The organism is Plantactinospora sp. ZYX-F-223 (assembly GCF_039649625.1).
Taxonomy (GTDB): Bacteria; Actinomycetota; Actinomycetes; order Mycobacteriales; family Micromonosporaceae; genus Plantactinospora.
Genome location: NZ_JBDJAV010000018.1, coordinates 28,282 through 41,924 on the forward strand (window position 1 = coordinate 28,282; position 13,643 = coordinate 41,924).

At 74.1% G+C, this 13,643-nt stretch carries 11 protein-coding genes; 7 read left to right on the forward strand and 4 right to left on the reverse strand.

The annotated features are described in order from the left end of the window. The first annotated feature begins 419 nt into the window (after nucleotides 1-419). Nucleotides 420-3,383 carry a M36 family metallopeptidase gene (locus AAH979_RS19315; RefSeq protein WP_346259519.1) on the forward strand — a complete coding sequence of 988 codons (2,964 nt, stop codon included), beginning with the start codon at nucleotides 420-422 and terminating at the stop codon, nucleotides 3,381-3,383. A 68-nt stretch (nucleotides 3,384-3,451) separates the two neighbouring features. On the opposite strand, the gene AAH979_RS19320 is transcribed toward AAH979_RS19315, so the two are convergent. Next, complete coding sequence (locus tag AAH979_RS19320; protein ID WP_346259520.1) at nucleotides 3,452-4,396, reverse strand: hypothetical protein; 945 nt, start codon at nucleotides 4,394-4,396, stop codon at nucleotides 3,452-3,454. Between the two features lie 228 nt (nucleotides 4,397-4,624). Here AAH979_RS19320 and AAH979_RS19325 point away from each other — a divergent pair, with 228 nt between their 5' ends. The 4 genes from AAH979_RS19325 to AAH979_RS19340 all read left to right on the forward strand — a co-directional run bounded on the left by AAH979_RS19325 (nucleotide 4,625) and on the right by AAH979_RS19340 (nucleotide 8,605). Beyond that, on the forward strand, nucleotides 4,625-5,317 hold the full coding sequence (locus tag AAH979_RS19325; protein ID WP_346259521.1) for a 50S ribosomal protein L11 methyltransferase: 693 nt from the start codon (nucleotides 4,625-4,627) through the stop codon (nucleotides 5,315-5,317). A gap of 9 nt (nucleotides 5,318-5,326) precedes the next feature. After that, the gene (locus AAH979_RS19330) at nucleotides 5,327-6,490 is read left to right on the forward strand and encodes a cytochrome P450 (protein WP_346259522.1); all 1,164 of its coding nucleotides are present in this window, start codon (nucleotides 5,327-5,329) and stop codon (nucleotides 6,488-6,490) included. A gap of 115 nt (nucleotides 6,491-6,605) precedes the next feature. Further along, the gene (locus tag AAH979_RS19335; RefSeq protein ID WP_346259523.1) at nucleotides 6,606-7,367 is read left to right on the forward strand and encodes a DeoR/GlpR family DNA-binding transcription regulator; all 762 of its coding nucleotides are present in this window, start codon (nucleotides 6,606-6,608) and stop codon (nucleotides 7,365-7,367) included. Further along, nucleotides 7,364-8,605, forward strand: coding sequence for an MFS transporter (locus AAH979_RS19340; RefSeq protein ID WP_346259524.1), 1,242 nt, complete (start codon nucleotides 7,364-7,366; stop codon nucleotides 8,603-8,605). Before AAH979_RS19335 ends, AAH979_RS19340 begins: the two co-directional genes overlap by 4 nt. On the opposite strand, the gene AAH979_RS19345 is transcribed toward AAH979_RS19340, so the two are convergent. Beyond that, a complete protein-coding gene (locus AAH979_RS19345) occupies nucleotides 8,558-9,097 on the reverse strand; it encodes a signal peptidase II (protein WP_346259525.1) in 540 nt (179 codons plus the stop codon). The two genes, AAH979_RS19340 and AAH979_RS19345, sit on opposite strands and share 48 nt — an antisense overlap. Nucleotides 9,098-9,317: 220 nt before the next feature. Here AAH979_RS19345 and AAH979_RS19350 point away from each other — a divergent pair, with 220 nt between their 5' ends. Both AAH979_RS19350 and AAH979_RS19355 read left to right on the forward strand, forming a co-directional pair. Further along, entirely contained in the window at nucleotides 9,318-10,379 is a 1,062-nt protein-coding gene (locus tag AAH979_RS19350; protein WP_346259526.1) for an ATP-binding cassette domain-containing protein, read from the forward strand. Beyond that, a complete protein-coding gene (locus AAH979_RS19355; protein WP_346259527.1) occupies nucleotides 10,376-11,215 on the forward strand; it encodes an ABC transporter permease in 840 nt (279 codons plus the stop codon). The genes AAH979_RS19350 and AAH979_RS19355 overlap by 4 nt, the downstream gene beginning before the upstream one ends. A 49-nt stretch (nucleotides 11,216-11,264) precedes the next feature. Here AAH979_RS19355 and AAH979_RS19360 read toward each other — a convergent pair whose 3' ends face one another. Both AAH979_RS19360 and AAH979_RS19365 read right to left on the reverse strand, forming a co-directional pair. Beyond that, nucleotides 11,265-11,912 carry a response regulator transcription factor gene (locus AAH979_RS19360; protein WP_346259528.1) on the reverse strand — a complete coding sequence of 216 codons (648 nt, stop codon included), beginning with the start codon at nucleotides 11,910-11,912 and terminating at the stop codon, nucleotides 11,265-11,267. 74 nt (nucleotides 11,913-11,986) lie between these two features. Further along, nucleotides 11,987-13,642, reverse strand: a complete 1,656-nt coding sequence (locus AAH979_RS19365; protein WP_346259617.1) for a histidine kinase — start codon at nucleotides 13,640-13,642, stop codon at nucleotides 11,987-11,989. Nucleotide 13,643: the final 1 nt, after the last annotated feature.

A 13,643-nucleotide genomic window follows, 5' to 3' on the forward strand; every position in this document is an offset into this window, starting at 1 on the left:
GGACGTCGGGGCAGGAAACCGCTTGCCTGAGCGGGCGCAGGGATGCCTGGGCAGGCAGCGGCGGATCCTCCCTCGACGTCGGGCCGGGTCGCGGGGGCGGTAATTGACGGTGGCAGGTCGTGCGGTACGGCAATGAAACGATCCAACAGAACCGGACGCTAGGTGTGACGCGGGCCGCTTGTCAAGAGACACCGCCGCGACGAAGACCGGCCGGACCTGCGAGAACGCCGGAAAACCCAGCGGCCCGGCCGAACCGTTATACGAACGGGACCTATCCCCGTGGCCGGTACCCGACCTTTCCTTGCTTCCCCCGGCACCGGCTGATATTCACGTATCTACACGCGCTCATGATCCAACTCCCCCACCCGTAAGCCGACCTGACCGGTCGGCTTCGTCGTATCTCGTCCAAGGAGGACGCCTTGCCACATACCCGGTGGAGATCAACGATCTGGACCGGTCGGCGCGGGCTGCCCGCGCTGATGGCGGCCGTGCTGGCCGCCGCCCTGCTGCCCGGCGCCACCAGCGCCAACGCGGCACCCGCCGGTGACCCCGGCGCTACGGCCCAGCCGGGAGAGCACCCGGAGTCGTACGGGGGCAGTCACGCCCACCGGGACGTGGACAATCGGGCCGGCTCGGCCGCCCCGAACGCCCGGCAGCGCGGCCTGGCCAACCGGGTCGCCGGTGAGGTCCGGTGGAACGCGCTCGGCACCCCGCACGCGCTGACCGCCACCGACGGCCCGCTCGCCACCGGGCTGGACGCCGACCCGGAGACCGCCGCGCGGCAGTACCTGGCCCGCAACAGCGAGCTGTTCGGTCTGGACGGCGCGGCCGTGGCCAGCCTGGAGAAGCTGCTGGTCCGGCAGATCGGCGCCGGTGCCGTGGTGACCCTGCGGCAGCGCTTCGGCGACCTGCCGGCCGGCTACGACGGACTGGTCAGCATCGCCATCACCGGCGGCACAGTAATCAACGTCAGCTCCTCGCTCTCCCGGAACACCGGAACCCCCCAGCCGGTCACCGTCACCGCCGACCAGGCGTACGCGGTGGCGCTGGCCGACGCCGGGCTGACCCCCGACGAGGTGGCCAGCCGGGACATCCGGCAGGTCGCCGTGCCGGTGCCGGACGCCGCGCCCCGGGCCGCCTGGGAGGTCACCCTGATCTCCGACCGGACCGACCACCCGACCGCGTTCACCACCTTCGTCGACGGTGAGCGCAGCACCGTGCTGGTCCGCGAGGACCTGGTCGACTTCGACTCCGAGAACCCGAAGTGGGCCGTCTTCCCGGCCACCCCGCCGAGCAGGACCAAGCCGGGCCGGGACTCCCGGGTGCTCTGGTGCCTGACCGTCGAGCGCGGCTGCGAGCGCCCGGTCCGCGACCCGAACAGCGGGCAGGCCTGGGACGTCGACCTGGCCACCGGTGCCCCGACGCGCACCGCGCGGGGCAACTCGGCCAACACCGTGGTGTCGTGGGGCGGCGGCACCCCCGCCGTACCGGCAACCGAGAGCCCGACCCGGGACTACGTCTACCCGTTCACCGACGCGTGGAAGACCTCCAAGTGCGACCCGGCGGTCTTCGCCGCCGCGCAGGACAACGACGCGAACGCGGCGATCGCCAACCTCTTCGCGATGCACAACCGGATGCACGACTGGACCTACCGGCTCGGCTTCGACGAGGCGGCCTGGAACCTCCAGGCGGTCAACCTCACCGCCGACGGCCTCGGCGGCGACGCCGAGCAGGGCCGGGCCCAGCAGGGTGCGCTCAGCGGCAACCGGAACAACGCCAACCAGAGCACCCCGCGCGACGGCCTCCCGCCGAGCACCAACATGTACCTGTGGCAGCCCGCCGCCGGTGGCCCGTACCCGCCCTGCGTGGACGGCGACTACGACATGACGGTGATCGGGCACGAGTACATGCACGCGGTGACCAACCGGATGATCGGCGGCCCGAACAGCGGCATCAGCGGCCACCAGGGCGGCGCCATGGGTGAGTCCTGGAGCGACCTGATGGCCGCCGAGTATCTCTTCCAGCACAACCTGCGGGCCCCGGGCGAGACGCCGTTCATCATCGGCGGCTACGTCACCGGCAACACCGTCAGCGGCATCCGGAACTACGACCTCAGCCGCAGCCCGCTGAACTACTCCGACATCGGCTACAACACGGCCGGCCCGGCCGTGCACGCCGACGGCGAGATCTGGGGCGCGACCAACTACCGGGTCCGGTCCGCGCTGGTCGGGCGGTACGGCCAGGGTACGCCGTCGAAGCAGCTCGACTGCGCCCTCGGCAAGGTCGCGGTGCAGAAGTGCCCGGGCAACCGGCGCTGGAGCCAGCTCGTCTTCGACTCGTACCTGCTCCAGGCGGCCAGCTCGGTCAGCATGCTGGACATGCGGGACAACATGCTCGCCGCGGACCAGCTCCGGTTCGGCGGGGCCAACCAGGACATCATCTGGAACGCTTTCGCCGTCTCCGGGATGGGCCGGGACGCCGCCACCTTCGGCGCCGCCGACACCGACCCGACGCCGAGCTTCGCCTCGCCGCGCGCCCGCAACGTCACGGTGCAGCTCAAGGCCGACGGCGAGAGCCGGGACGCGCCGATCCGGCTCTACCTCGGCGAGTACGAGGCCCGGGCCGTCCCGGTCGCGGACACCGACCCGGCCACCCCGCTACCGGACACCTTCGAGGTGATCGCGGACACGAGGTTCTCGTTCGTGGCGGTCGCCCCGGGCTTCGGGCACACCCGGTTCAGCCGGGAGTTCGAGCCCGGCCGGGGCCGGCACGGCGACAAGCCGGTCACCCTGGAGCTGGAGCTGAACCGCAACCTCGCCTCGGCCGCCTCCGGCGCGACCGTGGCCGGGGACGGGGTCAACACCGACAAGCTGGTCGACGACACCGAGGCGACCAACTGGGCCTCCCTGGACGGGGTGGCCGGCAGGCAGGTCACCGTCGACCTCGCCGGCGACCGGCCGCAGACCGTACGCCGGGTGAACGTGAGTGCCTACCTGCGGCCGACGAACGCCGCCGACCCGGCCGACCCGCGCAGCCAGAACGCCCTCTCGGCGCTGCGCTCGTTCGCCGTACTGGCCTGCGACGCCACCCGGGTCGACTGCACCGTGGACGCCAACTACCGGACGGTGTACACCAGCCGGTCGGACGCGTTCCCGGGCGGGAAGTACCGGGCGTACTCGCGGGACGTCAACCTGCGCTCGTTCGACATCCCGCGTACGGTCGCCACGCACCTGCGGATCCAGGTGCGGCACAGCCAGTGCACCGGCGGCCCGGAGTACGCCGGTGAGCAGGACAACGACCCGACGACCAGCACCGACTGCACGACTGCCAGCCCGGCCCGCAGCCAGGTCCGGATCGCGGAGTTCCAGGCGTTCGGCAGGTAAGCGGCGAGAGCGGCCCCGTCCGATCGCGGTTCAGGATCGGGTGGGGCCGCTCCGCGTATCCGATCGAATCACCAGTCGGGATAGCGCCGGGCGGCACCGCCGCGCCGTCGTACCGCCTCCGGGTGGCCGCGTCGGGCGGCGGCCTGGTGGCCCCGGCGCGCCGGGGCGGGCGCCGCCGCCGCGAACCGGTTGCGGAAGCGCAGCCGGAGCAGCAGGCCGGCGCCGAGGAAGAGCAGCAGGGCGCCGACCGCGAAGCCGATCCCGGTCAGCCCGGTACCGCCCCGACCGGCGGTGGCACTGGCCTCGCCGCCGCCCGAGCCGCCCCCGTCCGATCCGGCGGCCCCGTCCGGCCCCTCGGCGAGTACCGGTGAGTCGCCCTCCACCGACTCGGTCGGCTCCGGCTCGACCGGCTCGGTCGGGCTCGGCGCCGCCTCGGTCGGGGTGGGCCGGGCCCGCTCCGGTGTGTTCGGTGTCGGCGCGCGCCGCGGCGGGGCTCCGCTCCGCTCGCTGATCACCTCGCGGGTGGCGCTGCGCCGGTCGAGCAGCCGGGACTGGGCGTCGAACGCCTCCACCGTCAACTCGATCCGGCCGTCCGTCACCGCGTCGTCGACGGCCAGCCGGTACTGGGCGGTGACCGTCCGGTCCCGGCACAGCGTGCCGGGGTCCAGGTCCCGGTCGGTGAGCCTGGCCCCGCCGCCCTCGCCCCGGACGTCCATCGGGACCACGCCGGCCTGCTCGATGCGGTCGATCCCGATCTGGTCGAGCCGCAGACCGTCCGCCCGCAGCACCAGCGACCAGCGGACCTTGCGGCACTCGCCGTCCAGGGTGGTGGAGATCACCGCGGTGACCGTCTCGGCACCGGCACCGGCGACGAACCGCCCCGGTAGCCGGGTCAACGCGGTGTCGAAGCCGGGAGCCGCCCCGGCCGGATCGGCCGGCAGCATCGCCCAGCCCACCGTCGCGCACACCAGCGTGGACCCGAGCCGGGTCGCGAGCCGCCACACCGTCACCACCACCCATCCGCGCCGATTGCGTACTCAATGGACGCTATGGGCATTGCTGGATGTGCGGAAGACTGGCGTATCAGCACCATTCAGCAATGAAGAGGGTGATTTTGACGCGGAGTGCTGAACCGGTTACCACTGCACCGCGACACGCCCGGGTACGGGAACCGGACTGGACGGGCGGGACGCCGGGGGCGGACGGGGTGCCCGGCCGGCTGACCGGCACAATCGGCGGTTGTGTCCGAGAGCCCGGCTGAGTTCGTCCGAAGGTACGCCCACCTGACCCCGGTGTCGGCGGTACCGGAGATCCGGCTGCACCAGGCGGCCGAGCCGATCGGCCTCTGGGAGCTGACCGAGGGCGAGTTCCGCAGCGAGCAGCCGCCACCGTTCTGGGCCTTCGCCTGGGCCGGCGGCCAGGCGCTGGCCCGCTACCTGCTCGACCATCCGGAGGCGGTCGCCGGGCGACGGGTGCTGGACCTGGCGTCCGGCTCCGGACTGGTGGCGATCGCCGCCGCCCGGGCCGGCGCCGCGCAGGTCCGGGCCGTCGACATCGACCGGATGGCGGTGGCCGCCGTCGAGGCCAACGCCGAGGCCAACGGGGTGGCGGTGGCCGGTGAACTCGGCGACATCCTGGACGGCGACGCGGGCGGCGCCCAGGTGGTACTGGCCGGCGACGTCTTCTACAGCCAGGCGATGGCGAACCGGGTGCTCCGGTTCCTGATCCGGGCGGCCCGGGCCGGCGCCCGGGTGCTGGTCGGCGACCCGGAGCGGGCGTACCTGCCCAGGGAGCGGTTCCAGCCGCTGGCCGGCTACGACATCCCGGTCACGGTCGCCCTGGAGAGCGTCCGGGTCAAGCACAGCCGGGTCTGGGAACTGACGAAGGTCACCCCGACGACCGGCGGCACCGGCCACCGCGCCGGTACTGGTTAGCGTGACCGGGTGCTGTTCCGTAGTTGGCAGGAGCCGGACGAGCGGGCGTGGCCGGACCTGGTCGCGGTGCCGGACCACGTCGGGGTCGAGCACCTGGTGGTGACCAGGCACGCGCTGGTCCGCCAGGTGCTCGCCGATCCCGAGACGTTCCGCCCGGACAACGCCCTGGACGCGATGACCCCGATCCCGGTCGGCGCGCTCCGGATCCTCGCCCGGCACGGCTTCCGGCTGCCCCCCACCCTGGCCAACAACGGCGGGCCGAGTCATCCGGAGATCCGGGGCATCGTGGCCGAGGCGCTGCATCCGCACCGGGTCGCCGCCCAGCGGCCGTGGCTGACCACCCTCGTGCGGGAGCGGGTCGGCCGGCTCGGCGCCGCGCTCGACGCCGGTGAACCCGTCGACCTGTACGCGGACCTCGCCGCCGACCTGCCGCTGCTGGTACTGGCCCGGCTGGTCGACCTGCCGGAGGCGCCGGCCGAGGTGGTCAAGGAGTTCACCCGGGCCGCCCTGGAGCTGTTCTGGGCACCGGTCGACCTGCCCCGACAGCGGGTACTGGCCGACGTGGTGGGCCGGTTCCACGCCGTACTGCGGGAGTTCGCCGCCACCGGCGCCGGGCTGGCCGGCGTGCTGCGCGCCGCCGGGCATCCGCCGGACGTCGTGATCGGGGCCCTGTTCTTCCTGCTGGTCGCCGGTCAGGAGACCACCTCGCAGTTCCTCACCCTGCTGCTGCACCGGCTCACCGGCACCCCGGAGGTGGTCGCCGGAGTGCGTGCCGGCACGGTGGACGTCGAGGACGTGGTCGAGGAGGCGCTGCGGCTGGAGCCGCCGATCGTCACCTGGCGCCGGGTCGCCGCCCGGGACACCGAGCTGGCCGGCACCCCCGTACCGGAGGGGACCAGCCTGGTGCTCTGGCTGGCCCGCGCCGGCCGCGATCCGGCGGTGGTCGCCGCACCGGAGGCGTTCGTGCCCGGGCAGCGCGGCTCCCGCCGGCACCTGGCGTTCGGGGCCGGGGCGCACCGCTGCGTCGGTGCCCAGCTCTCCCGGCTGGAGGCGGCGGTGGTGGTTGCCGAGACGGCTCCGCTGCTGGCCGACGTGACCGTGCTCCGGGCGCCCTGGTGCCCGGACAACCTGTCGTTCCGGATGCCGGACGCGCTGGTCGTCGCGCGCCGCTGAGCCCTGTTCCATTCGTTCTGCACCCGGCCGCCCGCTGCCGGTCGGGGGATGAGACGCGGCTCACTCGAACAAAGGATCTTGGTATTCGAACAGATTTAGTGTTTTACTCGAACACATGTCTGCACAGGAACGGCACCAGGCGATCATCGACACGCTGCTGACCTCGGGCCGGGTCACGGTCGCCGAGTTGACCGCCCGGGCCGGTGTCTCGGAGATGACCATCCGCCGCGACCTGGAGCTGCTCGAACGGGAGGGGCTGCTCCAGCGGGTGCACGGCGGTGCGGTCAGCACCGTCTCGGGCAGCTACGAGCCGCCGTTCGCGGTACGGGTCCGGCAGCACGCCGACGTCAAGGCCCGGATCGGGGCCGCCGCCGCCGAGCTGATCGGCGCCAACGAGACCGTGGTGGTCGACGCCGGGACGACCGCGCTGGCCACCGCCCGGGCACTGCGCGGGCGCCGGCAACTCACCGTGTGCGCGCTGAGCGTGCCGGCCAGCACCGAACTCGCCGACGAGCCCGGGATCCGGCTGATCGCCGCCGGTGGCGACGTCCGGGCCGGGGAACACTGCTTCGTCGGGCCGCTCGCCGAGCGGATCTTCGAGGACCTGCGGTTCGACACCTTCGTGCTCTCCGTCGGCGGCGCCGACCCGGGAACCGGACTGACCGACTTCAACCTCGACGACGTACGGGTCAAACGGGCCGCCATCGGCGCCTCCCGCCGCCGGGTGGTGGTGGCCGACTCGACCAAGCTCGGCCGGGCCACCTTCGCCCGGATCGGGCCGGTACAGCTCGCCGACGTCCTCGTCACCGACGACGGCGCCGATCCGGAACAGGTGGCGGCGCTGCGCGACGCGGGCCTGACGGTGGTGCTGGCATGAACACGCCGACCCGGCACCCCGGGCCACCCCGGCTGCGCCGGCTGGCGGTGCTCGGCGCGGTCACCGCCTTCGCGATGATCGGCCTGCAACAGGCGCTGTACGGTCCGGCCATCCCGCAGTTGCGCCAGGCGCACGGGATCACCGCCGCCGGGGCGGCCGCCGCGCTCAGCGTGCACTTCGCGGGCGCGATCATCGGGGTACTGGCGATGCCCCTGGCCCGCCGGCTCGGGGTACCGGACGGACGCTTCCTGAGCTGGTCGCTGGTCGGGGTCGCGCTGGGCGCCCTCGCCTTCCCGCTCGCCCCGGACTGGCCGTACGCGCTGCTCGCCGCCTTCGTCGCGGGCGTCGGTTTCGGCGGCCTGGACGGCGGCGTCAACCAGGTCTTCACCGAGGTGTACGCCGAGGGTGGCCACGGCATGCTCAACCTGCTGCACGGCTGCTTCGGTGCGGGCGCGGTCGCCGGACCGATCGCCGTCGGGCTGCTGCCCGGGTACGGCTGGTCGTTCGCCGGCTGCGCCCTGCTGGCCCTCCTCGCCCTGCCGGCCCTGCGTACCCTGTCCGGCCCGGCCCGGCCCACCGCCGGGCCCCGCCACCCGGCCAGTACGGCGGGCACCGCCACCTCCACCGCCCAGAGCGGCCCACGGCGGCGGGCGTTCCCGGTCGGCACCGCACTGTCGCTGGGGTTCCTGCTCTTCTTCGTACTGCACGTCGGGCTGGAGACCGGCGCGGCCGGCTGGGAGACCACCCACCTGATCGCGACGGGCTGGCCGGCGGCAGCGGCGGCGACCGCGACCTCCGGGTTCTGGCTGGCCTTCACCGCCTCGCGCTTCGCGGTGGTGCCGCTCTGCCGCCGCTACTCGGCCCGGGCCATCGTCTTCGGCTGCACCGGACTGACCGTGCTGGCCGCAGCGGCCACCCTGGCCGACCCGATCGCACCGGTCGGGTACGGACTGCTCGGGGCCGCGGTCGGTCCCCTCTTCCCCACCGGGCTGGCCTGGCTGGCCGAGCACCGCCCCGGGCTGACCCCGACCGTCGTCGCGGTGTCGATGGCCGGCGGCATCGCGCTGCCCCCGGCGATCGGGCTGGCGGTCGGCGCGTTCGGGCCGGCGGCGATCGCCTGGGCGATGCTGCTGATGGCCGGTGCCGGGCTGGGCACCGTGCTCGGCCTGGCCCGGCTCCGCCCGGCCGGGTCACACCCGGTCGCGCCGGCCGTCGATGTCGATCCCGCGCAGGTATAGCAGGACGATCAGCGCACCGCCCAGCACCAGGCAGATGTCGGCGACGTTCCCGACGAAGAAGCCGGCGTAGTCGATGAAGTCGACGACGTGCCCCCGGGCGAACCCGGGATCCCGGAAGAGCCGGTCCAGCAGGTGGGTCGTGGCGCCGCCCAGCACCAGACCGAGGGCGAGCGCCCAGGCCCGGTTGCGGACCTTCCAGGCGGCCCGGGTGATCGCGGCCACCGCGACGGCGGCGATGATGGTGAAGATCCAGGTGACGCCGGTGCCGATCGAGAACGCCGCGCCCGGGTTGTAGAGCAGCCGCAGGCTGAGCAGGTCGCCGAGGACCGGTACGACGCCGCCGTCGGAGAGCGCGGCCACGGCCAGGTATTTCGTGATCTGGTCCACCAGCACGATCACGACGGCCAGGGTGAGCACCCGGGGGTACCACCGGACGGAACCGGCCGCCCGGTCCGCTTCGGGCATCGAGGAATCCGCCTCGACCTGCTGCATGACAGAAGACCTCCAGCACCGACGGCTGCCCGGACGGCACCCAGCCTACGTCGCCGGCCGACCGGGATGCCGGCCCGGAGCACCGGCCGGCATTCCTGACGAAAGTCGGCCCCGCCGACCCTCGATCGTCCGCTGTGTGACCGCCGTCCGGATTCCTACCGTCGCTGTTGAGCTACTCCGAACACCGGCTGCCGGGCTGCTGCGAACACCGGAAGGATCCATGATCACATTAACCGAACTGACCAAGCGCTTCGGCGCCACCACGGCGGTCGACCGGCTCTCGCTGTCGATCACGCCGGGCCGGGTCACCGGCTTCCTCGGGCCGAACGGCGCCGGGAAGTCCACCACGATCCGGATGATCCTCGGCCTGGACCGGCCCGACTCGGGTACCGCGCTGGTCGGCGGCCGGCCGTACCGGAGTTTCCGGCATCCGCTCCGGGAGGTCGGCGCGCTGCTCGACGCCCGGGCGGTGCATCCCGGCCGGACCGCCCGGGCCCACCTGACCGCGATGGCCCGGAGCAACGGCATTCCGGTACGCCGGGTGGACGAGGTCCTCGGCACGGTGGGGCTGACCGAGGTGGCCGGGAAGCGGGCCGGCACCCTCTCGCTCGGCATGGGCCAGCGGCTGGGCATCGCCGGCGCGCTGCTCGGCGACCCGGGCGTGCTGATCTTCGACGAGCCGGTGAACGGGCTGGACCCCGACGGGGTGCGGTGGATCCGCGAGCTGATGCGGTCGCTCGCCGCGCAGGGACGTACGGTCTTCGTCTCCAGCCATCTGATGAGCGAGGTGCAGCTCACCGCCGACCAGCTCGTGGTGATCGGCCGCGGCCGGCTGCTCGCCGACGCGCCCATCGCCGAGGTGATCGCCGGCAGTTCGCTGGCCGCCGTCCGGGTGGTCAGCCCCGAACCGGCCGCACTGACCCGGCTCCGGGACGGGCTGGTCGGCCGGCACGCCACCGTCGAACGGATCGGTGACGACGAACTGCTGGTCACCGGGAGCACGGTCGCCCAGGTCGGCGACCTGGCCCACGATCTCGGGGTACGGCTGCACGGGCTGAACGCCCGGGAGGCCTCCCTCGAACAGGCCTATCTCGAACTCACCGGCGGGGACCTGGAGTTCGCCGCCCCGCCGCCGGCCACCACCCCCGACGCCCGGGTCGGCGCCCCCGACGCCCGGGTCGGCGCCCCCGACGCCCGGGTCGGCGCCCCCGACGCCCGGGTCGGCGGCTCCCACGACTCCGGCACCCGGTCCCGGGGATCCGATCGGAAAGAGGCACGATGAGCAGCACCCTCCCGCAGCCGAACCGCGCCCTCCCACACGCTGCCCGGCGGACCGCCGGCCGCCCGCCGTCCGGCGGTGGACTTCCGGGCGCGATCGCCAGCGAGTGGACGAAACTCTGGTCGGTGCGCTCGGTCTGGTGGTGCCTGCTCTCCAGCGTGCTGCTGATGGGCGCCACCGCCGGGCAACTCGCGATCTACGTCGCGAACGGCAACACCGACGACGAACCGGCCAACGACCGGGGCGTGCTGGCGGCCGGGCGGATCGCGGTCGACGCCGTCGAGCTGACCCAGTTCGCGGTGATCGCGCTCGCCCTGCTCGTCATCACCAGCGAGTACAGCAGCGGGACGATCCGGACCACCCTGCAGTGGATCCCGTCCCGGGCCCGGCTGCTGCTGGCCAAGAGCACCGTGGTCGCCGGGGTCACCTTCGGCACCGGCCTCCTGCTCGGCGGGCTCGGTGCCGCCGTCGCCGCTCCGGTGCTCGGCGAGTGGGGCCGGTTCGAGCTGGGCGAGACCGTCGGGTACGCGCTCGGGCTGGCCGGGTACCTGGCGCTGATCGGGCTGTTCACCCTCGGTCTCGGCGCCGCGCTGCGCAGCGCGGTCGGCACCCTGGTCACGGTCTTCCTGCTGCTGGCGATCGTGCCGACCACACTGCGGCTGCCCGACCTCGGACCGCTCAACGCGATCGCCGACGCGCTGCCCGGCAGCGCCGGCCTGCACTTCCTGCACGGCGAGAGCGATCCCTACCCGGCGGCGGCCGGCCTGTTGATCGTCGCCGGCTGGGTGGTCGCGGCCCTGCTGGCCGGGCTCGCCGTACTGCGCCGCCGGGACGCCTGATCCCGGGGCGGGGCGCTTCCCGGCCGGGGAGGGCCCCGCCCGTACGGGCTCAGGCCGTCAGGCCCGCCTCGTACGCGATGATCGCCGCCTGCACCCGGTTGCGTACCCCGAGCCGGGTGAAGATGCTGCTCAGATAGCTCTTCACCGTCCCCTCGACCAGGAAGAGCCGCTGGCCGATCTCGGCGTTGGAGAGCCCGGCACCGACCAGCGCCAGCACCTCCCGTTCCCGCTCGGTCAGCCCCTCGATCCGCTCCCGGGCGACCGGTGCCCGGGCCAGCAGCCCGCCGCCGAGCTCGATCACCCGCCGTGCCACCTCCGGCGACAGGTACGCCGCACCGTCCGCCACCGCCCGCACCCCGGCGATCAGCTCCCGAGGGTCGCCGGACTTGAGCAGGAATCCGCTCATCCCCTCGCCGAGCGCCCGGGCGATGTAGTCGTCCTCGCCGAACGTGGTCAGGATGACCACCGCGGTCTCCGGTACCAGCCGGCGGATCTCCGCTCCGGCGGCCAGCCCGTCGAGCCGGGGCATCCGGATGTCCAGCAGCGCGACCCGGGGCCGGTGGGCCCGGACCAGCTCGACCGCGTCGCGCCCGTCGGCGGCCTCGGCCACCACCTCGATCTCCGGGTCGGCGGCGAGGATCGCCCGGACACCGGCTCTTATCATCGCCTCGTCGTCGGCCAGCAGGACGGGGATCACACGTACTCCTCAACTCGGGTAGCGGCCGGCGGGGCGGGTGGGCACGGCGTCGGCGGGACGAACGGGTTGCCGGGTCAACCGCCGAGACGGTCCTTGACCACCAGCCGCCCGTCCAGGAAGCAGACCTGGTAGACCGCCTGCCCGAACGGGAAGGCGCCGTCGGAGTAGAACTCGCAGGTGGCACCGCTGGGCACCGGCCGGTCGGCGGCCCCGGACGGCGCGACGACCTGCCGGTCCGGCAGCAGGTCGCGCAGCTCGGCCCGGTCCTGCCCCATCCGGAGCTGCGCGTAGCGGTCGGAGTCCAGCACCGCCCCGAAGGTGGCGATCGGGTAGTAGGCGACGACCAGCAGGGCGCCGATCGCGGCCGGCACGGTGACCACGGCGAGCAGGCTGCGCCGGACCCGCTGCCGGGCCGAACGCAGCCGGTGCGCGGTGGCCGCCCCGACCGGTGGTGCGGCGACGTCCGGCACCGGGTACCCCGGCTCGGCCGGTTCGGTGTGTCCGGTCTCCACTCGGGGTACGGCCGGCAGGTCCGCGTACACCTCGAAGCCGCCGCCGTCCGGACCGGCCCGCAGGGTGCCGCCGGCCAGGCGTACCCGCTCGGAGAGCCCGACCAGGCCGGACCCGGCGCCCCGGACCCCGGGCAGCGGTCCGGCCGGTGGCCGCTCGTTGCCGACCCGCACCGAGATCCGGTCGGCGTGGCGGCGCACCGCCACCGTCACGGCGGCCCCGGGCGCGTGCCGGGTCGCGTTGGTCAGCGCCTCCTGCACCACCGAGCAGACCGCCCGCTCCACCATCGGCGGCACGGCGGCACCCGGGGAGTCCCCCTCGACCAGCAGCCGTACCGCCATCCCGGCGGCCCGGGCCCGCGCGACGAGGTCGTCGACCCGCTCCCCCGGCGGCCGGATCGGCGCCGGCTCGGCGTCCTCCCGCAGCACCCCGATGACCTGGCGGAGCCGGTCGGTGGCCAGCGCCACGCTGGCCCGCAGCTCACCGGCGGCCCGCCGGTGATGCTCGTCCAGGTCCGCCGCCACCTCCAGGGCGCCCGCGCGCAGCGCGATCAGGCTCAGGTCGTGGCCGAGCGAGTCGTGCATGTCCTGGGCGATCCGGGCCCGCTCCCGCATCCGGATCCGCTCGGCGGCGCCGCGCTGCTCCCGCTCCAGCAGGTCGGCCTGCTCCCAGCCGGCCAGCACCAGGGCCCGGTGCTGCCGGTGGTAGCGGCCGACCAGCCACGGGAAGACCCCGCCGACCAGCAGCGTGCTGGCAAGCAGGAACCAGACCTCGGCATCGGTGCCGAGCACGCCGAGGTTGAGGACCGTGCCGGCGAGCCCGATCCCGGCGAAGACCAGCGCGGCCGGGCCGGAGCGGCGCTCGCGCAACCCGACGAGATAGCTCAGCACCGGGATCCCGAACATGAAGTTGCCGTCCCCGGCGGTCGGCAGCACCACCAGCAGCAGCCCGAGCAGCGGCGCCCGCCGGCTGGCCAGCACCGCCAGCCCGGTCACCAGCAGGGAACCGGCCAGCCGGCCGGGAAACCAGGACGAGTACGGCGGGGTGAGCAGCGCCATCGCGATCGGCGCCGAGATCACGACCCAGAGCGCCAGGTCGAGGAGGCGGTCGCGCCGTCGTGGCGGCACCGCCCCGCCGGGGCGCGGCAGCCCGACCGGCGCGGCCCGGCTGCCGGCCGGCAGGCGCCGGCGCCACCACCGTACGTCGCGGAGCCCGGCCATC